20 protein-coding genes are annotated in these 22,873 nt (G+C 64.4%); 10 read left to right on the forward strand and 10 right to left on the reverse strand.

The window, feature by feature from the left end:
• Positions 1-26: 26 nt before the first annotated feature.
• Complete coding sequence (locus AC3G2C_RS07260) at positions 27-1,628, reverse strand: electron transfer flavoprotein-ubiquinone oxidoreductase (protein WP_488383962.1); 1,602 nt, start codon at positions 1,626-1,628, stop codon at positions 27-29.
• A 191-nt stretch (positions 1,629-1,819) separates the two neighbouring features.
• Here AC3G2C_RS07260 and AC3G2C_RS07265 point away from each other — a divergent pair, with 191 nt between their 5' ends.
• Complete coding sequence (locus tag AC3G2C_RS07265) at positions 1,820-3,217, forward strand: amidase (protein ID WP_488383963.1); 1,398 nt, start codon at positions 1,820-1,822, stop codon at positions 3,215-3,217.
• Positions 3,218-3,236: 19 nt separating this feature from the next.
• A complete protein-coding gene (locus AC3G2C_RS07270; RefSeq protein ID WP_488383964.1) occupies positions 3,237-3,866 on the forward strand; it encodes an alpha-ketoglutarate-dependent dioxygenase AlkB family protein in 630 nt (209 codons plus the stop codon).
• A gap of 6 nt (positions 3,867-3,872) precedes the next feature.
• On the opposite strand, the gene AC3G2C_RS07275 is transcribed toward AC3G2C_RS07270, so the two are convergent.
• From AC3G2C_RS07275 to AC3G2C_RS07290, 4 genes are read right to left on the reverse strand one after another with little or no spacing between them, the layout of a single operon-like run.
• A complete protein-coding gene (locus AC3G2C_RS07275; protein WP_488383965.1) occupies positions 3,873-4,499 on the reverse strand; it encodes an ABC-type transport auxiliary lipoprotein family protein in 627 nt (208 codons plus the stop codon).
• Positions 4,496-5,434, reverse strand: a complete 939-nt coding sequence (locus AC3G2C_RS07280) for an MlaD family protein (RefSeq protein WP_488383966.1) — start codon at positions 5,432-5,434, stop codon at positions 4,496-4,498. The genes AC3G2C_RS07275 and AC3G2C_RS07280 overlap by 4 nt, the downstream gene beginning before the upstream one ends.
• A gap of 1 nt (position 5,435) precedes the next feature.
• Positions 5,436-6,254, reverse strand: a complete 819-nt coding sequence (locus AC3G2C_RS07285) for an ABC transporter ATP-binding protein (protein ID WP_488384275.1) — start codon at positions 6,252-6,254, stop codon at positions 5,436-5,438.
• Positions 6,248-7,393, reverse strand: a complete 1,146-nt coding sequence (locus AC3G2C_RS07290; protein WP_488383967.1) for an MlaE family ABC transporter permease — start codon at positions 7,391-7,393, stop codon at positions 6,248-6,250. The genes AC3G2C_RS07285 and AC3G2C_RS07290 overlap by 7 nt, the downstream gene beginning before the upstream one ends.
• Positions 7,394-7,591: 198 nt before the next feature.
• On the opposite strand from AC3G2C_RS07290, the gene cysD reads away from it, so the two are divergent.
• The 6 genes from cysD (at position 7,592) to AC3G2C_RS07320 (ending at position 14,722) form a co-directional block, all read left to right on the forward strand.
• Positions 7,592-8,494 (forward strand): sulfate adenylyltransferase subunit CysD, encoded by a 903-nt coding sequence (gene cysD, locus AC3G2C_RS07295; protein ID WP_488383968.1) that lies wholly within the window; start codon positions 7,592-7,594, stop codon positions 8,492-8,494.
• The gene (gene cysC, locus AC3G2C_RS07300) at positions 8,494-10,368 is read left to right on the forward strand and encodes an adenylyl-sulfate kinase (protein WP_488383969.1); all 1,875 of its coding nucleotides are present in this window, start codon (positions 8,494-8,496) and stop codon (positions 10,366-10,368) included. The genes cysD and cysC overlap by 1 nt, the downstream gene beginning before the upstream one ends.
• Positions 10,369-10,538: 170 nt before the next feature.
• Positions 10,539-11,639 carry a glycine cleavage system aminomethyltransferase GcvT gene (gene gcvT, locus AC3G2C_RS07305; protein ID WP_488383970.1) on the forward strand — a complete coding sequence of 367 codons (1,101 nt, stop codon included), beginning with the start codon at positions 10,539-10,541 and terminating at the stop codon, positions 11,637-11,639.
• Between the two features lie 100 nt (positions 11,640-11,739).
• A complete protein-coding gene (gcvH, locus tag AC3G2C_RS07310) occupies positions 11,740-12,135 on the forward strand; it encodes a glycine cleavage system protein GcvH (protein WP_199100916.1) in 396 nt (131 codons plus the stop codon).
• Positions 12,136-12,710: 575 nt separating this feature from the next.
• The gene (gene metJ / locus AC3G2C_RS07315) at positions 12,711-13,358 is read left to right on the forward strand and encodes a met regulon transcriptional regulator MetJ (protein WP_488383971.1); all 648 of its coding nucleotides are present in this window, start codon (positions 12,711-12,713) and stop codon (positions 13,356-13,358) included.
• A 329-nt stretch (positions 13,359-13,687) separates the two neighbouring features.
• Positions 13,688-14,722 carry an energy transducer TonB gene (locus tag AC3G2C_RS07320; protein ID WP_488383972.1) on the forward strand — a complete coding sequence of 345 codons (1,035 nt, stop codon included), beginning with the start codon at positions 13,688-13,690 and terminating at the stop codon, positions 14,720-14,722.
• 109 nt (positions 14,723-14,831) lie between these two features.
• Here the strand turns inward: AC3G2C_RS07320 and AC3G2C_RS07325 are convergent, their stop codons facing one another.
• Both AC3G2C_RS07325 and AC3G2C_RS07330 read right to left on the reverse strand, forming a co-directional pair.
• Entirely contained in the window at positions 14,832-16,154 is a 1,323-nt protein-coding gene (locus tag AC3G2C_RS07325) for a serine hydrolase domain-containing protein (protein WP_488383973.1), read from the reverse strand.
• Between the two features lie 314 nt (positions 16,155-16,468).
• The gene (locus AC3G2C_RS07330) at positions 16,469-18,055 is read right to left on the reverse strand and encodes a GMC family oxidoreductase (protein ID WP_488383974.1); all 1,587 of its coding nucleotides are present in this window, start codon (positions 18,053-18,055) and stop codon (positions 16,469-16,471) included.
• Positions 18,056-18,150: 95 nt separating this feature from the next.
• Here AC3G2C_RS07330 and AC3G2C_RS07335 point away from each other — a divergent pair, with 95 nt between their 5' ends.
• The gene (locus AC3G2C_RS07335; RefSeq protein ID WP_488383975.1) at positions 18,151-19,473 is read left to right on the forward strand and encodes an NTP/NDP exchange transporter; all 1,323 of its coding nucleotides are present in this window, start codon (positions 18,151-18,153) and stop codon (positions 19,471-19,473) included.
• 1 nt (position 19,474) lies between these two features.
• Here AC3G2C_RS07335 and AC3G2C_RS07340 read toward each other — a convergent pair whose 3' ends face one another.
• From AC3G2C_RS07340 to mtgA, 3 genes are all read right to left on the reverse strand, one after another.
• The gene (locus AC3G2C_RS07340) at positions 19,475-19,903 is read right to left on the reverse strand and encodes a CBS domain-containing protein (protein WP_488383976.1); all 429 of its coding nucleotides are present in this window, start codon (positions 19,901-19,903) and stop codon (positions 19,475-19,477) included.
• Positions 19,904-19,996: 93 nt separating this feature from the next.
• Complete coding sequence (locus AC3G2C_RS07345; RefSeq protein ID WP_488383977.1) at positions 19,997-20,950, reverse strand: glycosyltransferase family 2 protein; 954 nt, start codon at positions 20,948-20,950, stop codon at positions 19,997-19,999.
• Between the two features lie 65 nt (positions 20,951-21,015).
• Entirely contained in the window at positions 21,016-21,753 is a 738-nt protein-coding gene (gene mtgA, locus AC3G2C_RS07350) for a monofunctional biosynthetic peptidoglycan transglycosylase (protein ID WP_488383978.1), read from the reverse strand.
• A gap of 149 nt (positions 21,754-21,902) precedes the next feature.
• Between mtgA and hslO the strand changes: the two genes are divergently transcribed.
• Positions 21,903-22,802, forward strand: coding sequence for an Hsp33 family molecular chaperone HslO (gene hslO, locus AC3G2C_RS07355; protein WP_488383979.1), 900 nt, complete (start codon positions 21,903-21,905; stop codon positions 22,800-22,802).
• The last annotated feature ends 71 nt before the right edge of the window (positions 22,803-22,873 follow it).

Genomic DNA, 22,873 nt, shown 5'->3' on the forward strand with positions numbered 1-22,873 from the left:
GGTCGTCTGGACAGGCGCGTTGGGTATTACAAGTTCTGGTAGTTCGGCCCCGAACCGCCTTCCGGCGTCACCCAGTTGATGATCTGGTACGGGTCCTTGATGTCGCACGTCTTGCAGTGCACGCAATTGGCGGCGTTGATCTGCAGGCGCTTGCCGGCTTCGTCATTGACGATTTCGTAGACACCCGCCGGGCAGAAGCGCGTGCATGGGTTGCCGTACTCGGTGGCGCACTGGGTGACGCACACGTTGGTGTCGGCCACGTGCAGGTGGATCGGCTGGTCTTCGTCGTGCTCGGTGGCGGCGAAGTACACGCCGGCCAGCCGATCGCGCGGTGGCAATTCGCGCTGCACGTAATCGCGCTTGGGTTCTTCCTGCTGGCCGAGCTTGTGCAGCATGGTGTAGTCGGCCTTGTTTTTGAGCGTCCACGGGGAAGCGCCGCCCACGGCGGTTTCCCATGCGGCGTTCAACATGCCGAACCACAGACCCTTCTTGAAGGCGGGCTTGATGTTGCGCACCTTCTTCAGCTCGGTCATGACGTCCGAGCCGCGCAGCTTGGCGTCGAAACCGGCCGGGTTGAGGTCGTTGGCGGCCAGGTGTTCGGCCGCCAGCATGCCGCTCTTGATCGCCTGGTGGGTGCCCTTGATCTTGGGCACGTTGAGCAGGCCGGCGGTGTCGCCGATCAGCAGGGCGCCAGGCATCTCCAGCTTGGGCAGCGACTGGTAGCCGCCCGTGACGATGGCACGCGCGCCCGCCGAAAGAATGGTGCCGCCATCGAGCAGCGCCTTGACCGAGGGGTGGTTTTTCCACTGCTGGAAGGCTTCCCACGGCTGATAGTTGGGATCGGTGTAGTCCAGGCCGCTGACATAGCCGAGCGCGATGCGGTCCTTGTCCAGGTGATAAAGGAAGCTGCCGCCGTAGGTGTGGTTGTCCGCCGGCCAACCGAAGCTGTGCACGATCTTGCCGGGCTGCGCGCGGCCGGCCGGCACCTGCCACAGCTCCTTGATGCCGATGGAGTAACCCTGCGGGTCGCTGTCCTTGTCCAGCGCAAAGCGCTTGATCAGCTGCTTGGTAAGGCTGCCACGCGCGCCTTCGGCCAGCACGGTGACCTTGGCCTTGATGTCGATGCCCTGGGTATAGCTGGGCTTGTGCGAGCCGTCCTTCGCCACGCCCATGTCGCCGATGCGCACGCCGGCGACCGAACCGTCCTCGTTGAAGACATTATCGGCGGCGGCAAAACCCGGGAACACGTCCACGCCCAGGGCCTCGGCCTGGGGTGCCATCCAGGCGCACATGGCGCCAAGGGACACGATCAGGTTGCCGTGGTTGTTCATGCCCGGGGGCACCGGCAGCTTGCGGGCGCCCGTCTTGCTCAACAGCCAGAACTCATCCTCGGTGGCGGGCACGCATATCGGCGGTGGATTGTCGCGCCAGCCAGGCAGCAGGGCGTCCAGCGGCTGCGGCTCGATCACCGCGCCAGAGAGGATCTGCGCACCGATGGTGGAGGCCTTCTCGATCACGCACACGCTCACGTCCGGCTTGAGCTGCTTGAGGCGGATGGCAAAGGAAAGCCCCGCGGGGCCGGCTCCCACGACGACGACGTCGTATTCCATTGTTTCGCGGTCGCTCATGGCGGGCTCCGTCTGGGTGTGGCGTCACGATACCGTTCCTGTACGTATGGAACGGACAAACCGGCATTGTCCGGGTTCGGCGTGCGCCGGGCAACGGACCGACCCTGTGGCGTGGCTACCGGATGGTGCTTCCTTGCAAAGCTTTCATCTATGGTGTCGATAATCCCCACCGTGAGCCCAGGGAAGACACCATGAACCAGCAGCCCCCGATCCGTGACCTCGACATGCGCCGGGCCACGATGTGCCAGCTTTTGCATTGGCTGGCGGTAGAACGGGTGCAGCCGCAGGCCCTTGCCGCGGTCTACCAGGAGGCCATCGAGCGGCTGAACCCAGAGCTAAACGCCTATGTGAGCATCAGCTCGTCCTTGCTGCAGGAGCAGGCACTGGCGGCGCAGCATCGACGCCGCGACGGGGTGATCGGCCGGCTCGATGGTCTGCCGATCGCCCTGAAGGATAATTTCGACATCGCCGGCTGGCCCACCAGTGCCGGCCTTGGCGGGCGTCGCTCGCCGGTCAGCGAGGACGCGCATGTGGTGTCGCGCCTGCGTGCCTCGGGCGCGGTGCTCATTGGCAAGACCAATATGGACGAGGGTGCGCTGGGCGCTACCACCAACAACCCGCATCATGGCCCCACTCACAACCCGCATCGCCACGGCTATACCGCCGGCGGCTCGTCGGGTGGTGCAGCTGCGGCGGTGGCGGCGGGGTTGGCCGTGGCGGCCGTGGGTTCGGACAGCCTGGGCTCCATCCGCATACCGGCCAGCTACTGTGGCGTGTATGCGCTCAAACCCACGCACGGCGAAATCTCCGCGCGCGGCCTGGTGCCGGCGGCGCGGCGCCTGGATACGGTGGGCCTGCTGGCGCGCAGTGCCGATGATCTGACGGTATTGCTGCAGGTGCTGGCCGGCTACGACGCCGACGATCCGCGCTCGCGTCGCCGTCGGGTGGCTTTGTCGCCGCCGGATTGGGAGCCGGGCCGCCTGCGTGCGGGGTTCCTCCCCGATCTCGCCGCCGTAGGTGTACAGCCGGAGGTCATTGCCGCTTTCGAGGCGGCGTTGGCCAAGTGGCCGCATGAATTGGGCGAAAGGCGTACGGTGGATTTCTCCGACTGGGATTTTGGCCGCACGCGTCGTGCCGGTTTGTTGCTGATGGAGGCGGAGATGCTCGGCACCTTCGCCGACGACTTGGCGAGCACCGATGGCCGCGTGTCCGAGCACTTCCGGCGCCTGCTGGGCTATGCCGCCGGCAAGAGCGCGGCCGACTACGCATGCGCCGATCGCGTGCTCGACGCGGCCACCCTGAAGATGCGTCGCCTGTTTGCGCAGATCGACGTGCTGGTGCTGCCCACCACGCCGCAGGGCGCGTTCCCGCTCGATGGCCCGGTGCCCGACTCGCAGGCCGACCTCACCAGCTTCGCCAGTCTCGCCGGCTGCCCTGCGGTGAGTATCCCGATGGGCTACCTCCCCAATGGCCTACCCATCGGCCTGCAGCTGGTGGGCGCGCGCGGCTCGGATCTGCGCCTACTGGAGCTGGCGTCGGTATGTGCCGCTACCTTGGATGTAGAGCCGGGGTTTCCGGCCATCGTGTGATGGATGGGGTGGTGGTTCGATGAGTTTGTTTGACCAAGGTGTGTCGCCGGGCTGGCAGGCGTTGGATCTGCCCGGTGCCGAGCTTGCGTTGTGGCCACATTGGCTGGCGGCGGTCGAGGCTGATGGTCTGCTTGCCGGCCTGCTGGCGTCCATTCCCTGGGAAACCCATCGCATCCGCATTTTCGGACGCGAGGTAGATTCGCCGCGCCTGAGTTGCTGGATCGGCGATGCCGATGCGGTCTACGAATACTCGCGCACCCGCTTTGAGCCCCACCCGTGGAGCCCCTTGCTGGCGGACTTGCGTGATCGCGCGGCGCACGCCTGCGGCACGCGCTTCAACAGCGTGCTGGCGAACCTGTATCGGGATGGGCGCGACTCCATGGGCTGGCACAGCGATGACGAGCCGGAGCTGGGCGAGCGCCCGGTGATCGCGTCGCTGAGCCTGGGTGCGGAGCGTCGCTTTCGCCTGCGTCCTCGCCAGGGTGAAGGCCGGCGCGAGGCGCGTGCGATCGTGCTGGAGCACGGCAGCTTGCTGCGCATGGCAGGTGATACGCAGCGGCGCTACCAGCACGACCTGCCCAAGGCGCATGCCACCGTCGGTGCGCGACTCAACCTCACTTTTCGTTATGTGGACGCGTCCAGGCGCTGAACCGACTCAATGGCCCAGGGCCGGATGAGCCTGCAAAGGCTGTTGCATGGTCCAGGTGACCAGTTGGTTGGCGAGGGCGTCGCTGGCCTGGCCAAAAGCCGCAACGACCTGCGGTACCGCCTTGCCGTTGACCGGCTGGCTGATGTCGAAGCGGCGCGTGGCGACGATGCGCAAACCGTTGTTCTGCACCAGTCGCGCGTCCAGGCGGATGACCACCACGGGCTGGCCATCCTCATATACCGATTGGAAGGCACGCAGGTCGCCGGACAACGAGTAATCGGCCTGCAGGCTGTCGTCATCGCTGCTGAGGGCACCGATGCGGCCATCGTCGCGGAACGCATCGACCAGGCGATTGCGCAGCAGGGTCGTGGCCGAGTCGCTCCAGCGTGCGCCCTGGTACACGCTCACCACGTCGCCTTGCGGAAACACCGCGATGCGCGAGCTGTCGATCATGCGCTCGGCCTGCGGCGTCGTGACACGCAGCGACCAGGCTACAACGGGCGCCTGCGCATGGGGCAGCGGCGTGGCGGGCAAGCGATAGATATTCGGTGACTCGGCCTTCGGTAGTACGGAGCATGCGCAGAGCATGAGCATGGCGATGCCGAGCGACAACGTGCGGGTCATCCGCTTCATGGCACAAACTCCTTGCTGCGATCGCGGCCGAGCAGATAGCCGGCCGGGTTTTCGTCGATGCGACGCGAGATGCCGCGCAGCGAGCCAGCGGCGTCGCGCAGCTCGCGCACAGCGGGGCCCAGTTCGCTGAAGCCCTGCATGCCGCCGTTGATGGCGGCGCGATTGTCGTTGACCAACTGGTCGATGTTGGCCGTGACGCGCTCCATCGAGGCCAGCGCATTCTTGGCGCTGTCCAGCGTGGCGCGTGCCTGGTTGTCGACCAGGCCATTGGTGTTCTGCACCAGGCGCTGGGTTTCGGCCAGGGTGTCGTTGGCCTGTTTGCTGGCCTGCGCGAGCTGGCGCAGCAGGTCGCGGATGTCCTCGCGCTGGTCGGCGATGGCGCCGGTGGCCTTGTCCAGGTGATCCAGCGTGCGGCCGATGCGGTCCATGTTTTCCGGTGACAGCAGAGCGCTGGCGCGGGCGACCACATCATTGATGTTCACCATCAGGTCTTCGCCATTGGCCAGGATGCGGCTGAGCGGCGAGCGGTCGGCCACGATCACCGGCAGCGTGCCGCCCTTGCCGGTCAATGGCGGGCTTTGCGGCGAGCCGCCGCTGAGCTGGATGATGGCCAGGCCGGTCACGCCGGTCAGGGCCAGCTTGGCGTGCGTATCCTGTCGCACCGGCGTATCGCCGCCGAGGCGGATGCGCGCGATGACCTTGCTGGGGTCGTTGAGGTCCAGCCTCAGCTGGGTCACGTCGCCGACCTTGATGCCGTTGTATTGCACGGCGCTGCCCTGCGAGAGGCCGGTGACGGACTCGTTGAAGATCACCTCGTAATAGGCGAACTGCCGGTCCGAGCTGGATTTGGCCAGCCACAGCGCGAACAACAGCGCGGCCGACACCACGATCACCGTGAACAGGCCAATCAGCACATGATGGGCTCGGGTTTCCATGTCACTTCACCTCGGGGGACGATTCGCGCTCGTGCGCCTCTTCGGCGGCGCGGCCGCGCGGGCCGTGGAAATATGCCTGCACCCACGGGTCGCTGTTCTGGGCCACCTCGTCGAGCGGGCCGACCACCAGCACTTTCTTCTGCGAGAGCACGGCCACGCGATCGCAGATGGTGTAGAGCGTGTCCAGGTCGTGGGTGACCAGGAACACGGTGAGGCCCAGTGCATCGCGCAGGGTAAGGATGAGCTGGTCGAACGCCGCCGCGCTGATCGGGTCGAGGCCGGCGGTGGGTTCGTCCAGGAACAGGATTTCCGGGTCCAGCGACAGTGCACGCGCCAGCGCGGCACGCTTGACCATGCCGCCGGAAAGCTCGGAGGGGTATTTGGTTTCCGCGTTTACGGGCAATCCGGCGAGCGCCAGTTTCACGCCGCCCAGCTGCTGGGCTTCTGGCCGCGACAGCCCGATGTGCTCGATCAGCGGCATGGCGACGTTCTCCACGATATTGAGCGAGGAGAACAGCGCGCCGTTCTGAAAAAGCACCCCAAAGCGGCGCTCCACCCGCGAGCGCTGTTCGGGGGCCAGGCTGAGCAGGTCTTGCCCAAACACGTGCACCTGGCCCGAGGTGGGGCGCCGCAAGCCGACGATGCTGCGCAACAGCACGGATTTGCCGGTGCCCGAGCCGCCGACCACGCCGAGGATCTCGCCGCGGCGTACGTCCAGGTCGAGGTGTTCGTGCACCGTCTGCGTGCCAAAGCGGTTCACCAGGTTGCGCACCTGGATCACGTTGTCCGGCGTGGCGGGTTTGAGCGCGGCGTTCACCAGCCCATCTCCATGTAGAACAGCGCGGCCAGGGCGTCGAGCAGGATCACCACGAAGATCGACTGCACCACGCTGGACGTGGTGTGCTCGCCCACCGATTCGGCGCTGCCGGTGACCTTGAAGCCTTCCAGGCAACCGATCACCGCGATCAGAAAGGCGAACACGGGCGCCTTGGCAATGCCCACCAGAAAGTGGCGCACGCCGATGTCCGACTTGACCAGGTTCACGAACATCACCGGTGGGATGTCCAGCACCAGCGCACAGACCAATCCGCCGCCGACCAGGCCAGCGATCATCGCCAGGAAGGTGAGCATGGGCAGTGAGGCCAGCATGGCCAGCACGCGTGGCAGCACCAGCAGTTCCATTGGGTCCAGGCCCAGGGCGCGGATGGCGTCGATTTCCTCGTTGGCCTTCATCGAGCCGATTTGCGCGGTAAAGGCACTCGCGGTGCGGCCGGCCATCAGGATGGCGGTGAGCAGCACGCCGAACTCGCGCAGGAACGAAAAGGCGACCAGATCCACCGTATAGATGGTGGCGCCAAAGTCGGCCAGCACGGTGGAGCCGAGAAAGGCCACCACGGCGCCCACCATAAAGGTGAGCAGCACCACGATGGGCACGGCGTCCAGGCCGGTTTCTTCCACGTGCGCCACTAGCGAGGTAAGGCGCCAGCGGCGTGGCCGCCAGAAGCTACGTGCCAGCGTTTCCAGCGTCAGGCCAATGAAGCCCAGTAGGCGCAATTGCTGATGATAAATATTGACCATGGCCGCGCCGATGCGGGCCAGTACATCGGTGATGGCGTTGCCGCGCCGCGGCCGGCGTGGCTCCTGATAGCCGGCCATGGCCGTGCCCACCGTTTGCAACAGGGCACGCTGCGCTGCGGGCAGATGCGGGTCGGTTTGGGCCAGCCCGGCCAGGCGTTCGCTGCCGAGCAGGCCGGCCAGGAGTGAGGCGCCGGCGGTATCCAGGGCGCCCAGGCCGGCCATATCCACGCTGACCTGTTCGGCCAGCGGCGCCTTGATGGTGGCGACGCTGCGCTCCAGGGCAGCGTAGTGCGGCAGGGTCCAATCACCGGCAACGCGCAGGCACGGCGGCGTGGACGTGGCATCGAGTTGTGCGCTTCCTGTCGCCGTCGATGTGCTCATAAGGACAGATCTTAGGGGCTGGGAGCAGTCTCGCCTATGGCCGGTGACGAAATGATGGTGGCTGTCGGCGATAGGAAAGTTCGCGCGTTTTCCCTGATTCCGAACCCGGGGCGCTGTCTGATCCGAGGTTTTCCGTTAGATTTGACCGAATATGGCCCCGACCTTGCGGGGCCCACGCCAGAGGCTGGTCACGCAACAATGTCTCCCTTGCCCCATCTGGACGCGCTCGAAGCCGAGAGCATCCACATTTTCCGCGAGACGGCGGCTGCTTTCGAGCGCCCCGTGATGCTCTATTCGATCGGCAAGGACTCCTCCGTCCTGCTGCATCTGCTGCGCAAGGCCTTCTACCCGGCGCGTCCACCCATGCCGCTGTTGCACGTGGATACCACCTGGAAGTTCCGCGAGATGATCGCCTTCCGTGATCAGGTGGCGGCGGCCGGTGACGTGGATGTGCTGGTGCACATCAATGAGGACGGTGTGCGCCAGGGTATCTCGCCGCTGACCCATGGTTCGGCGGTGCACACTGACGTGATGAAGACCCAGGCCCTCAAACAGGCGCTGGACAAGTACGGCTTTGATGCTGCCATCGGCGGCGCGCGCCGCGACGAAGAAAAGTCCCGTGCCAAGGAGCGCGTGTTCTCCTTCCGCAATGCCCAGCATCGCTGGGACCCCAAGCACCAGCGCCCGGAGCTATGGCACACCTACAACACGCGCATCCACAAGGGTGAGAGCGTGCGAGTGTTCCCGCTTTCCAACTGGACCGAGATGGACGTGTGGCACTACATCCGCCGCGAGCGTATTGATGTGGTGCCGCTGTACTTCGCCAAACCCCGTCCGGTGGTGGCGCGGGACGGCGCCCTGATCATGGTGGACGACGAGCGTTTCACCCTGCGCGAGGGTGAGCAGGTGCAGGTACAGCAGGTGCGCTTCCGCACGCTGGGCTGTTACCCCCTGACCGGCGCAGTAGCTTCCACGGCCGATACGCTGGACAAGATCATTGAAGAGATGACCGCCTCTCGCAGTTCCGAACGCCAGGGGCGAGTGATCGACCATGACAGTTCGGCGTCGATGGAGCGCAAGAAGCAGGAGGGTTATTTCTGATGGCGACGACCGATATCCGCGCCGCCCGCGAACAGGCCCCGCTGCTGCGCTTCATCACCTGTGGCTCCGTCGATGATGGCAAGAGCACGTTGTTGGGCCGCCTGCTGTATGACACTGGCATGGTCCCGGACGACCAACTCGCCGCGCTGGCGCGCGACAGCCGCACCCTGCATGCCGACGCGCCCGAGGTTCTGGATTTCTCCCTGCTCACCGACGGCCTGGATGCCGAGCGCCAGCAGGGTATTACCATCGACGTGGCCTACCGCTATTTCCACACGCCGCGCCGCAGCTTCATCGTGGCCGATTGCCCAGGGCACGAGCAGTACACCCGCAACATGGCGACGGGCGCCTCCAACGCCGAGCTGGCAGTGGTCCTGGTGGACGCGCGCAAGGGTCTGCTGCCGCAAACTCGTCGCCACTCCTACATCTGTGCCCTGATGGGCATTCGTCAGGTCGTGCTGGCGATTAACAAGATGGATCTGGTGGATCTGCGCGAAGACATCTTTGCTGCCATCGCGCACGAATATCGCGAGCTCGCCGGGCAATTGGGCATCGACACCGTTCACGTGTTGCCGGTAGTGGCCCCCCATGGCGACAACGTGGGCCAGCGTTCGTCGCGCATGCCCTGGTATCAGGGCCCGAGTTTGCTGGAACTGCTGGAGGCAGCGGAGCCGGCCGTAACACGTTCCAGTCGGTTCCGCATGCCCGTGCAGTGGGTGAACCGACCGGATGCCTCCTTCCGTGGCTACGCCGGCAGCATCTGCGATGGGCAGATCGGTGTGGGCGACGAAGTGGTCGTGCAGCCCTCGATGCAGCGAGCGCGTATCGAGCGCATTGTCACCGCGGGTGGCGACCTGTCACGTGCCGTGGGGGGCCAGGCGGTGACCCTCACGCTGGATAGGGAGGTCGACGCCAGTCGTGGCGACCTCATTGCCGAGGCGGCTCATCCGGCGCCGGTAGCTGACCAGTTCGCCGCCCATGTGCTGTGGATGGGCGATGAGCCGCTGCTGCCGAATCGGGCCTACTGGCTCAAAGTGGGCAGCCGTACGGTGAATGCTCGAGTCACTTCCATCAAGCACAAGGTGGACGTAAACACCCAGGCGGAGCTGGCAGCGCGTCGACTGGAGCTCAACGAAGTCGGCTACTGCAACCTCGACCTCGATCATGCCATTCCATTCGAGAGCTACGCGGATAGCCGCACCCTGGGCGGCTTCATCCTGATCGATCGCCAGACCAACGCCACCGTGGCCTGCGGCATGCTCGACTTCGCCCTGCGCCGTGCGGCCAATGTGCATTGGCAGCACACCGACCTGAACAAGGACGTGCGCGGTGCCAGCAAGGGGCAGCAGCCTCGCTGCCTGTGGTTCACCGGTCTCTCCGGCGCCGGCAAATCCACCATCGCCAATCTGGTGGAGCGACGCCTGCACGCGCAGGGATTCCATACCTATATGTTGGACGGCGACAACCTGCGACATGGCCTGAACAAGGATCTGGGGTTCACTCCCGAGGCGCGCGTGGAAAACGTTCGACGCGTGGCGGAGGTGGCCAACTTGATGGTGGATGCTGGCCTGATCGTGCTGGTCTGCGTCATTTCGCCCTATCAAAGTGAGCGACGGTTTGCGCGGAGCTTGTTCGACGACGGCGAGTTCCTTGAGGTCTTCGTGGACACGTCGCTTGCCGAGTGCGAGCGCCGCGATCCCAAGGGGCTCTACCGCAAGGCGCGAGCAGGCGAAATTTTCAACTTCACGGGCATCGACTCCCCGTACGAGGCGCCCGAGCAGCCCGAGCTGCACCTCCACACCGCCGACCTTCGTCCCGAGCAACTGGCCGAACAGGTGGTGGAGCAACTGCTGGCCTCGTTCGGTACGCACTGAGGTTGCTTCCGTGCCGCACGCCGATGCATGTCGGCGTCGCAGTGCGGTGGGGATGCTGCACTGCAAGAGCTTGATCCGATACGCCTCCGCACGGCGTGCTGAGTTGTGCGTGGCTTGGAATGTGCGCACGCGCCCGGCGATAATGTCGCTTTCCCCAGAGCTCGACTGTGATGACCGAGAAGACCGTACTCAATGACACCCATCGCGCGCTTGGCGCCCGCATGGTCGATTTCGGTGGCTGGGACATGCCGATCAACTACGGCTCGCAGATCGAGGAACACCATGTCGTGCGCCGTGACGCCGGCATGTTCGACGTGTCGCACATGACGGTGATGGACCTGCATGGCCCGCGTACGCGCGAGTTCCTGCGCCACTTGCTGGCCAACAGCGTCGACAAGCTCAAGGTTCAGGGCAAGGCGCTGTACTCGTGCATGCTCAATGAGCAGGGCGGGGTGATCGACGACCTGATCGTGTATTTCCTGGGCGAGGAATTCTTCCGTCTGGTGGTCAACGCCGTCACCCGCGCCAAGGACCTGGCGTGGATCGAAGCCCAGGCCAAGGCCTTCGACGTGCAGGTCAAGGAGCGCCCGGACTTCGCCATGATCGCCGTGCAGGGCCCCAACGCCCGCGCCAAGGTGATCGGCTTGCTGGCCGACGTGGACCACGAGCGCATCGGGAAGCTGGGTAAGTTCGCCGCTGCCGCCGCGCAGGGGCCGCACGGCATGCCGCTGTTCGTGGCGCGCACCGGTTACACCGGTGAGGATGGCTTCGAGATCGTCGTGCCGCAGGAGCACGCCGTGGCGCTGTGGCAGGCGCTGGTCGAGGCCGGCGTGGCGCCGGCTGGCCTGGGTGCGCGCGACACGCTGCGCCTGGAAGCGGGCATGAACCTCTACGGTCAGGACATGGACGAAACCGTCTCGCCGTGGGAGGCCAACCTGGGTTGGACCATCGCGCTGGACGAAGGCCGCGACTTCATCGGTCGCAAGGCACTCGAAGCGCAGAAGGCCGCCGGTGTGAAGCGCGTGATGGTCGGCCTGGTGCTGGACGAGAAGGGCGTGCTGCGCCATGGCCAGAAGGTGCTTACGTCCCAGGGCGAGGGTGAAATCCTCTCTGGCAGCTTTGCACCCACGCTCAACAAGGCGGTGGCGTTTGCGCGTATTCCGGCGGGCGACGCGGGCGACGTGCGCGTGGATATCCGCGGTCGCGAAGTGCCGGTGCGCCTGGTGAAGTATCCGTTCGTGCGCGACGGCCAGCCCTGCGAGGGCATCTGATTTCCCGGCTGCGTCACGTGCGCAGCCCGTGTTGCCATCCGGGTGAAGCGGCTAGAATTGTCGCTCCACCCATGACCCACATCAAAGACTGGATCCGATCATGAGCGAGATTCCCGGCGATCTGAAATTCCTCAAGTCCCACGAGTGGGCCCGCGTCGAAGACGATGGCCTCGTTCGCGTGGGCATTTCCGACCATGCCCAGGGCCAACTGGGCGACCTGGTGTACGTGGAACTGCCGGAGATCGGCGCCAGCGTGCAGGCCGGCCACGGCGTGGCCGTGGTCGAGTCGGTCAAGGCTGCCTCGGACATCTACAGCCCCGTTTCGGGTGAGATCGTGGCGGTGAACGAGCTGCTCAACGACAAGCCGGAAACCATCAACGAAGATGCCTTCGGCGAAGGCTGGATCTTCCTGGTGCGCGCCAGCGATCGCGCTGAACTCAACGAACTGCTCGACGCCGACGCCTACGCCGAACTGGTCGAGAACGAAGACCACTAAGCCTCTGCGCTCGACGCTTCACACGACGCCGGCCGCCCACGCGGCCGGCGTCTTTTTGGAAGTTTTCCATCCACGGTCTGTGCCCCTTTTGGGGTGTCCGGAAGGGTGTGATCGACAGCCATGGAGCGATGCGTCGAACGTCGATCATCCCCTGGATGGATGTCCAGGCGGATATCCGGCAATGTGCTGATCGAGTGTCCTGATGAGCCTCCAAGAGGTCGTTCGGGTCGTTTGAGGTCCGCCAGGGGCCAGGTCGCCGTGACCACCCCGCCGGGTAATTCAGTAGCGTTCTGTTCATCCCGGAAGGCGGGTCAAATGGCTCGCGCTGCGTGAGATAAATGCGCAAGTTCGTGTGCGCGGCACGCGTGCGCGACTTTCGTCATGAATGTTAGAAAATGCCTTGTTTTATGCGGTTTTCTTTAAATAGATGATTATCTAGGTGCATTATCGGATGGCGGTATGGACGTCCAATCGATAATGCCTAGAAACCCTCCCAAGGCCTTGTCTGGCGGGGGTTTGGACCCTCCTGGGGGTAGATGAAACGAATTGATTTCGTAGCTAAAATCAATTGACAGTTGAAATCTTCAGGAATAGCTTTCGCATCGGAGTACGGAGAAACGGGTGCCATGGCAACATCGAAATACATCCAGCCTTATGTCGAGCATGGAGAAAAGGCCGGCGCAGTTCGCAAGATCACGGTCTCGATTCCATTGCACGTCCTAAGGCCTCTTTCTGACGAACGCACCCGTCGTCAGGTGAACAATCTTCGGCACGCCACCAACAGCGACCTGCTGGTGGAGGCGTTCCTACATGCTTTTACTGGGCAACCACTGCCAACTGATGAGGAGCTGAGACGAACTATGGCCACTGCCAAGAAAGCCGCTGCAAAGAAGCCGGCCGCCAAGAAGGCGACCAAGAAGACCGCCGTGAAGAAGGCCGCCGCCAAGAAGCCGGTAGCCCGTAAGCCGGCCGCCAAGAAGGCTGCCGCCAAGAAGGTCGCCAAGAAGGTCGCCAAGAAGGTCGCCAAGAAGGCTGTTGCTAAGAAGCGCCCTGCCGCTGCCAAGAAGGCTTCGGTCAAGAAGGTGGCGACCAAGAAGGTTGCCAAGAAGGCTGCCAAGCGCACCGTGAAGAAGGCTGCGGCCGCCAAGGTGGTGAAGGCCACCAAGGCTGCCAAGACCGTTAAGGCCCCCAAGGCCAAGGCCGCCAAGGCCGCGAAGAAGTAATTCTTCTAATAACAAGCAATACGACTTTTCTCCCCGCGGTGCCCAGCGCGGGGAGAGTCATTCGAAAGAGCGATTCGTCCCGGCCTTGCCGGGACGCTTCGTTTCAGGGGTACGAAAATTTCCTAGCGCGAACCTCCTGGCGTGGAGCGCTTGCCGTTCGCCATGCGAGCATGGCGCGGGCTTCCCCTGATGCCACGTGAGAATTGCCGTGGTGCTGCATTACGGTTACCTTTCACACATCCGCGCCGCGGCGAACCTGGGGAGGTTTGCCGCTCCTGGATCCACAGGGGGAAAAAGCGCGGGTATCTGATGACACTCAGCGAGAGACCATGGATACCCGATACGTTAGTCATGCGCGTCGTTATGCGCGCGGGGCCGTGCAGCCTTCGGCCATTGCCATTCTTGTCGTCGTCGTCGTACTGGCGGTGGCAGCCTGGTTCCTGATCATCAAGCCGCACCAGGATCTCGTTGACCAAGAGGTGGGTGCGCACCCATCCACGCCGGTGACGTCAGCCAAGGCAGCGGCCGCCGCCCCGGTGAACGTGGCCGCCATGAGCACGAACCAGCTGTTGTCGGAAGCGCGCCGCGCCATGAACGAGCAGCGCTTGCTGGCGCCCGCCGGCAACAATGCATTCGAGTTCTACCTCAAGGTGCTGGAGAAGCAGCCAGGCAACCAGGTGGCGGCCGACGCGCTGCGCGAGACCTTCCCGGTGGGTGCCAGCCTGGCCGAGCAAGCCATCAACCAGCGTGACTTCAACGACGCGCAGCGCCAGATCGACCTGCTGGCCAAGGCTGACCCGGCGAACTACACGTTGACCATTCTGCGATCCAAGCTCGATGCACAGCGAAAGCTGCAGGATCGCGAGCAACAACTGGCCTCCGACAAGGAGAAGCAGGCGCAGCTGGCTGCGCAGAAGGCCGCGGAAAAGGCCGAGTCCGATCGCCAGGCTGCCGAGGCGCAGCAGCGTACGCTGGCCGAACAGCAGAAGGCGGCGCAGCAGCGAGTCGCGCAGCAGCAGAGCGAGGCCAGCCGTCCGGCTCAGCCGCAGGCGGCTACCACGCCCGTTGCCTCGAGTGACAGCGCGGCCGGTGGTACGCATGGTGCGGTGTTGGTGCGTAACGTCAATCCGCGCTACCCCACCACGGCGGTGCGCGCCAACCAGGAGGGCTGGGTGGAGGTGAGCTTCACCATCACGCCGGAGGGCAATGTGGACGACGTGAAGGTGATCGATGCCGAACCGCGTCACGTGTTCGACCGCGCCGCCGTGGAAGCGGTGAGCCGTTGGAAGTACCAGCCGGCGACGCAGAACGGCGCGCCAGTGGCCTCTCAGGACAAGCGCCGCATCGTGTTCAAGCTCAACTGACCGGCGCGGGCGTCGCTCGCGTCTCTCACCCTGCTGTCACAAAAGCGCCGCATGTCTCATGCGGCGCCTTTTTATGTGGATGCTGGTTGCCTGGACGCTGCCGTGGCTCTCAGCGTTTGTTGCCGTGGGTGCCAGTGGCCGTCTTGGTCTTGTTGCGGGTCTTGGTCTTGACCGCGGGGGCCGGCTTGGCGGGGGCGTCGCTCTCGATGCCGGCCCAATCTTCGTGAGGCAGGCCGAGCAAGCTATCCAGCAGCATCGGCATCAGGCCAGAGGGAACCGGGCCGGACGAGTTCCACATGGTGACGACGCCAACGCGATACTTGGGCAGGAAGCCGATCATGGTGCGATAACCCTCCACCGCGCCGGCATGGAAGATCAGGGTTTCGCCGCCGTAATCGAACACGCGCCAGCCCAGCGCGTAATACGCGTCGGTGACGCGTGCGCGGCGCCAGGGTGTGGAGCGCTCCTCGGCGGGCGTGGCGATCTCGGGTGTATGCAGGGTGTCCAACAACTGCGGCGGCAGCACGTCGGGGCGGCCGCCCATCTGCGCCACCAACCACTGCTCCATGTCGCGCAGGCTGGCGTTGACGCCCGCCGCCGGAGCGACCCGGTAGTAGGCCTCCTTCGGCTCGAACGGCACCCAGCCGTCGCGATTGGGGCGGTGTGGACGCGCCCAGCTCTTGCTTGCCTCCAGACCCTCGCGACCGTAGCTGGCGCTCTTCATGCCGAGCGGAAAGAAAATGTTCTTGTCGACCTGGCGCGTAAAGAAATCGCCGGTTTGCGCATAGACCACATCGCCGATCAGGCTGAAGGCGATGTTCTGGTAACCGTAGCACTGGCCCACATCGCAGGTGAGGCTGACCTCGTCCAGTCGTCGCGCCAACTCCTCGTAGGAAATATTTTCCTCGAGCATGTTGTCGTAGGTGTTCTTGGGCAGGCCAAGGCGCTGACCAAGAATGTCGCGCACGGTGGCCTGTTCGGCCGCACCGTCGCTCTTGAGCCGGAAGAACGGCAGCACGGAAACCAGGCGGGTATCCCAGTTGAGCTTGCCGTCCGCCACCAGAACGCCGGTAAGCGCGGAGGCGAACGCCTTCGATAGCGAAGCAAGGCGAAACACGGTGTCGGGCGTCACGGGCTCGCGCGTGGTCGCGTTGGCATAGCCTATGGTGTCTTCGAACACCACTTTGTCGCCCATCACCACGGCCGTGGCTAGGCCCGCGACGGCGTTGCGCTGATCCAGGCGATCCAGCCACGACCGGTAAGAGGTCAGTGTGTCCTTCATGCGTGCTTCGGGTAGCGGCTGGGCCGCAGCACTGGCGCTGGGGGCGTCGACAGCCGGGGTAAGTGGTGCATCGCTTGTGCGTGCGAGCGCTGGCGCACTGGAGGTGCCCAGCATCACGGCGATGGCACAGGAAATGGTACGTATCCTCATACTGCTCGGACGCGTTGAGGGCGCAGAGGCGCCGGTGAATCCAGTCCGGTCCGCAAACCGGTGTCGGCAAGCGGGGCGCGGCCCCGCATGAGGGGCCGAGATTAACTCAGCCTGGGCGTAAATTTCCGTTCTTGCGCCGCCTGTCGCTAGGGATGCTCTGATTTTGATCGTCATCCCAGCGAACGCTAAAAGGGGCGAGAGCTGGGATCCAGCGCCTATGAATCGTTGAACGTAAAGACACTGGATTCCTGCTCTTGCCCCCTTTTTAGGGTTCGCAGGAATGACGAACAACATGTCGCTCCATCAGACCTTCCCTAGATGGGCATGGCCTGGCCCAGTATCAGCGCGCTGGCTCGCTCGGCCATCATGATCACCGGCGCGTTGGTATTGCCGCTGGGCAGACTGGGCATGGCTGAGGCATCCACCACGCGTAGGCCTTCGATACCGCGCAGGCGCAATTCGCTGTCTAGGGGCGCATCGGCACCTTTGCCCATGCGGCAGGTGCCGACCGGGTGGTAAATGGTTTCCGCCTTGCGCCGGATGAAATCGGCGTACTCGGCATCGCTGTGGAGCGCGCGCTCGGGAAATACGTGCGCGCCACGGTACGACGCAAAGGCTGACTGGGAGAGGATGTCCCTGGCCAGTCGCGCGCCTTCGATCATATGGGCGAGGTCCTGTCCTTCCGCATCGCTCAGATAATTGGCGTGAATGAGCGGATAAGCCGCCGGATCGCTCGAGCGCAGGCGCAGCCAGCCTCGGCTGCGTGGATGCAGATAGCAGGCGTGCACGGTGTAGCCATAGCCAGGCAGGCGATGGCGCCCGTGGTCGTCCAGCAGCGCGGGCACAAAATGGAATTGCAGGTCGCAGCGTTCGTCCGAGGCGAGACGGCTGCGCACGAAGCCGCCGGCCTCGGCCACATTGGAACTCCCCGGGCCGTCGCGATGGCGCAGAAAGCGCCAGCCGGCCGCCAGTTCGTTGAGATGGTCGTAGGTCACCTTCTGCAGACTGCTGTCCAGCGTGCAGATATCCAGATGATCCTGCAGGTTGGCTCCGATTTCGGGTTGATCGATCACAACCGGGATGCCAAGGTTTCGCAGATGTTCGGCCGGTCCCATACCGGACAGCATCAGCAATTGGGGCGTGTTGATGGCGCCGCCGCAGAGAATCACCTCGCCCGCTTCCAGCAACGCCTCCTCGCCGTGGAGCCGCACGCCAATCGCGCGTCCGTTTTGCACCTCCACTCGCGCAACCAGCGCGCCGGTGCGTACATGCAGATTCGGTCGCTCGCGCGCGGGTTTGAGGTAGGCCACGGCCGTGGAGCAGCGCTGGCCATTCCGTTGGGTCACCTGATAGAGGCCAAAGCCTTCCTGCATTTCGCCATTGAAGTCCGGATTGCGACGGAAGCCTGCGCTGGTTGCACCGTCCACGAACGCATCGGAGAGCACGTTGTGGTAGCGCAGATCGCTAACGCCCAAGGGGCCACCGGTGCTGTGCAGTTCGCTGGCGCCGCGACTGTTGTCCTCGCTGTGCAAAAACCAGGGCAGTACCTGCAGCCAGGACCAGCGGTCGTCGCCTGTGGCGTCCGCCCAGCGCGCGTAGTCGCCTGGCACGCCACGGATGTAGCACATGGCGTTGATGGCGCTGGAGCCGCCCAGGGTCTTACCGCGCGGCCACCAGAGGCGGCGTCCCCCTAGTTGGGGCTCGGGCTCGGTGGTGTAACCCCAATTGATGCGACGGTTATTGGCGAGCCGCGCGATGCCGGCGGGCATATGGATCAGCGGATTCCAGTCCGAAGGGCCGGCTTCCAGCAGCAGCACCCGTTTGCCAGCGTGCGCGCTCAGACGATTGGCGAGTACGCAGCCGGCCGAGCCAGCGCCGACGATGATGTAGTCGTATTGCAAGCAAGCCCCCTGACAATGCCGTAAGCCAATACTGGCTTAGGGCGATGGTACTTGCCTGCATGCTAGTCTGTTGTGGACCCACGCTGGAAATGCCGGTGAACTCCTCCCCAACCGCTGCGGCGAAAGAAGGCCCGGCCTCTCTCTTGTCGGCCCTGGCCTTCTTCTTCGTGATGACGGCCTACTACATCGTTCGGCCCGTGCGCGACCAGCTCAGTGGTGCCGTCGGCTCGCAATCCCTGCCGCTGTTCTACGCCAGCACGTTTGGCGTGATGCTGCTATTGACGCCCGCTTTCGGCGCGCTGGTATCGCGTTTTCCGCGCAGGCGCCTATTGACTTGGTGCTACAGCTTTTTCATTGCCTGCCTGATGGCATTCGTGCCGGCCTTCCTGGCTCAGGAGCGCATTGGCGCACGGGAGTTGGGCGTGGTGTTCTTTGTCTGGGTCAGCGTCTTCAACCTGTTCGTGGTGTCGCTGTTCTGGAGCTTCATGGCGGACATTTTCCAGAGCATGCAGGCGCGGAGAGTGTTTCCGCTGATTGCTCTGGGCGGCATGGCCGGCGCCATCTTCGGCCCTCTGGTGACCAAGCTGTTGGTTCAGATGATCGGCGTGGCTGCCTTGCTTGTAGTGTCCGCCGCCGCATTGGGCATGGCGCTTGGCGTGCTGCTGCTGCTTTCTGCGCGGCATGACTGCAGGGGAGTGCTGCGCAGCGAGGAAGTGATCGGCGGCTCCCTGTGGGCGGGCATCAAGGAGTTGTGGACGCGCCCCTTCCTGCGATACATGGCGATCCTGATGGTGCTGGGTGATGGCATTGGCACCTTGGCCTACGCCTTGATGGCGGATTACACCAAGCTGCACTTTCCGGACAAGATCGCACGCACGTCCTTCTACAACGATATGGACCTGGCGACCAATGTGCTGGGTGTGGTGCTACAGCTGACCGTTACGCGCTGGCTGCTGGTGCGCAAGGGCGCCGTCTGGGGCCTGGTCGTGCCCTCGCTGGTCAATCTGGCTTTGTTGCTGCTGGTGATGTGGCAAGGCATCAGCAACGTGAGCCTGTTCGGGTTCGTGGTGCCGATGCTGGCGGTCATGATGGTGGGCTCGCGTGGTTTTGCCTATGGCATGACCAAGCCGTCCACCGATGCGCTGTATACACGGGTGCCGCGCGAAACGCGCTACAAGGGCAAGAACTTCGTGGAGACGGCCATATGGCGCTTCGGTGACCTGGTGGTCACCAGCGGTGTGAACGTGCTTGGCCAGTTCGGCGTGGCCGTGGGCGGCATGGCGGCGATCGGAGCCGGCGTGTCCACGCTGGCCACCTGGGTGGCTACTCGGGCCGGTCGCTCGCCCGACCTGCTGCCTGAGCAGCAGGACGAGCCCACGCGGCCGGACAAGGCGCGTACGGCCGAGGCGCAGTCGTAACTCAGCTAGTGATGTAGCGCTGCAGTTGTTCGATCTGCTCGGCCTGGGCGTCGATCACTTCCTTCACCAGGTCGCCGATGGAAATCACGCCGATCACACGGTCGCCGCTGACCACTGGCAAATGACGAATGCGGCTATCGGTACACAGGCGCATACAATCGAACACGTCCGTGTCGGGCCCGACGGTCAGCGGCGGGCTGCTCATGATCTCTGAGACGGCGGTCTGCGCTGAGGAGCGGCCCTGCAGAATGACCTTGCGCGCGTAGTCGCGTTCGGAAACGATGCCTACGAGCCGTTCGCCGCGCATCACCAGCAGGGCACCCACACGGTGCTCGGCCATGTGCTTAATCGCTTCGAGTACGGGCGCGTCCGGTGCGATGCTGAAGATGTCGCTGCCCTTGCTTTCCAGCAAATGCTTGACTTGGCGCATACTTGAACCTCCCACGCGGTCGCGGATGGGCCGCATGCCATCAGTCTAGCGCCGCCGCGAGCGACGGGTGTTGGGCCGGCGTGAAACTCCGGCTCAGCGGAAGCCGTCGTAAGGTTGAGTGCGCGCCTTGCGCTGTTCTTCGATGAAGTACAGCGGGCGCTGCTTGCTCTCGGCGTAGTTGCGGCCCAGGTACTCGCCAATCACGCCCAGCGCCAGCAACTGCACGCCGCCCATGAACAGGATCACCACCATCAGCGAGGGGTAGCCATGGACCGGGTCGCCGAACAGTGCAGCCTTGCCGAACACCCATAGGCCATAGAGAAACGCCAGCAGGGAGGAAAAGACACCGACCCAGGTCGCCAGGCGCAGCGGGGCGGTGGAAAACGACGTAAAACCCTCGATCGCCAACTGCAACAAGCGCCAGTAGTTCCATTTGGTGTTGCCGGCCTGGCGGGGTTCGCGCAGATAGTAGACGGCCGTCTGACGATAGCCGATCCAGGTGAAAAGGCCCTTCATGAAGCGCTGTCGCTCGCGTAGCTCTTTTAGTGCCGTCAAAGCACGGCGTGACAGCAGGCGGAAATCGCCCGTGTCGCGGGGTACGCGGGTGTCCGAAAGGCGCTCCATGCTGCGATAAAACAGCGCTGCTGTGAGGCGTTTGAAGCCGCTCTCGCCGGCCCGCGCGGTACGCGTGGCATAGACCACATCAAAACCGCCTTGCCATTGCTCCACCAAGGCGGGAATCAGCTCCGGCGGGTCCTGCAGGTCGGCATCGATCACCACAGCCGCGTCGGCGTCGACATGGTCCAGGCCGGCCGTGAGTGCGGCCTCTTTGCCGAAGTTGCGCGATAGCTTGAGACCGCCAGTACGTGCGTCGCGTGCTGCGAGTTCCTCGATCAAAGCCCAGGTGCGATCGCTGCTACCGTCATCCACGTAAAGAACATCGCATGGCATCGGCAGCTCATCGAGCGTGCGCCCTAGGCGTGTATGGAACTGCTCCAGCACGGCGGCTTCGTTGTATGCGGGCACGACGACGGTCAGGCGCGGCATGGCGGGTGCTCGAAGGTTCGGGTGAAGGCCGGCATGCTAGTGGAACGTCTCGGCGGCGGCGAGCGTCAGTCTCGCCGCGGTGCACGGTGCGCGTCGGCCTGCAGATAACCGGGTCCACCCAGTTGCTCCATCTGGCGCTGGATCCAACTGGCACGGCTCATCACGTAGCCGCTGGGGCGATCCACCCGGAGTCGTCGGGGGTTGGGCAGCACGGCGGCCAGGCGGGCCGCCTGCGCGGGCGCTAACCGCGACGGTGCCTGCTGGAAGAACGCGTCGCTGGCCGCGCCCACGCCATAGATGCCATCACCTAGCTCGGCGATGTTCATATAGACCTCGAGGATGCGCTGCTTGGGCCACAGCGCCTCGATCAGCACGGTGAAGTACGCCTCCAGCCCCTTGCGGACAAAGCTTCGCCCGTTCCACAGAAAGAGGTTCTTGGCGGTTTGCTGGCTGATCGTGCTGGCACCCCGCAAGCGGCGGCCATCGTCGGCGGCGTCCATAGCGTCCTGGATGGCATCGAAGTCGAAGCCGTGGTGAAACGGGAATTTCTGGTCCTCGCCGGCGACCATCGCTAGCGGCACATAGGGCGAGACCTGATTCCAGGGCACCCAGCGCTGGCGCAGGCGGAAATCCCGCTCCCCGTGCAGAAGGGCGCCCACGCGTCGTTCCATCATCACGGCCGAGGTCCATGGCGGTACAAACCGCAGTACCAATACAGCCAGTACCGTGACGCTCAACCAGCACGCCAGGGCCAGGGCCAGCAGTCGTAACAGGCGAAGAGGCAGCGAGCGGGTTCGGGTCATAGCGGTGCGTGGACGGGCGACGCGGCAGTATAAGTGGCCGCAAGACCATCACCAGCCGGGGCGACCCTGGCCGAGGGCGTCTGTTCATGCGTTGTGTCCGAGGCTGGCCGTCCCCATATGGTTTGGATTGCTCTTGAGAGGTCCGATCCGTGGAAACCGTGCTTGTCGAAGATGTGCTGCACCGCTTCATGCTTGAGCGCGCCGGCGTGCGCGGCGTGCTGGTTCGGCTTGGGCCGGCCTGGCGCGAAGTCGCCGGTCGTTCGGCCTACCCGGGGGCGTTGCGCTCCGTACTGGGTGAGACCCTGGCCGCGTGTGCCTTGTTGACCGGCAACATCAAGCTGGAAGGCTCCCTGTCGGTGGAGCTCAAGAGCGCCGGCGCCCTGCGCCTGCTGTTCGCCGAGTGCACCGAACAGGGGCGTCTGCGAGGGTTGGCGCGTTGGAGCGATCCACTTCCGGAGGCCTTGGACCTGGCGGCGCTGCCCAACGCCATCATGGCCATCACCATTGGTCATGCCGAACGCGGTCAACGCTATCAAGGCTTGGTGGACCTGCAGCACCCCACTGTGGCGGCCGCGCTCGAGAACTACTTCAGCCAGTCCGAGCAGCTGCCTGCGCGCATTGTGTTGGCGGCCGACGGCGAGCACGCGGTCGGGCTGATGTTGCAGAAGTTGCCGAGCGAAGGTGGCTATGACGCCGTGGAGGACGAGGATGCCTGGACCCGCATCCAGCACCTCACCGCCACGCTCGGCCATGAGGAATTGCTGTCCACGCCGCCGGAGCAGCTGCTGTATCGCCTGTATCACGAAGAGTCGGTGCGTCTGTTCGAACCCCGTCCGTTGGCCTTTGGCTGCAGCTGCACGCGCGAGCGCGTGGAAACAGTGCTGCGCTCGCTCGGCCGCGAGGAAGTGGAAGCCGCGCTGGAAGCGCGCGACGGCGAGATCGAGGTGATCTGCGAGTTCTGTGCTCAGCGCTACACGTTCGATCGCATCGACGCTGAGCATCTGCTCAGCGTGAGCCCGGGAGCCAACGCGCCCAGCACCGCGCAATAAGCGCAGGCGCTTGATGCAAAAAAAGGGCCGGCTTCAAGCCGGCCCTTTTTCATGGCCTAGCCATACGCGCG

This window comes from Frateuria sp. sgz306004 (assembly GCF_057750885.1).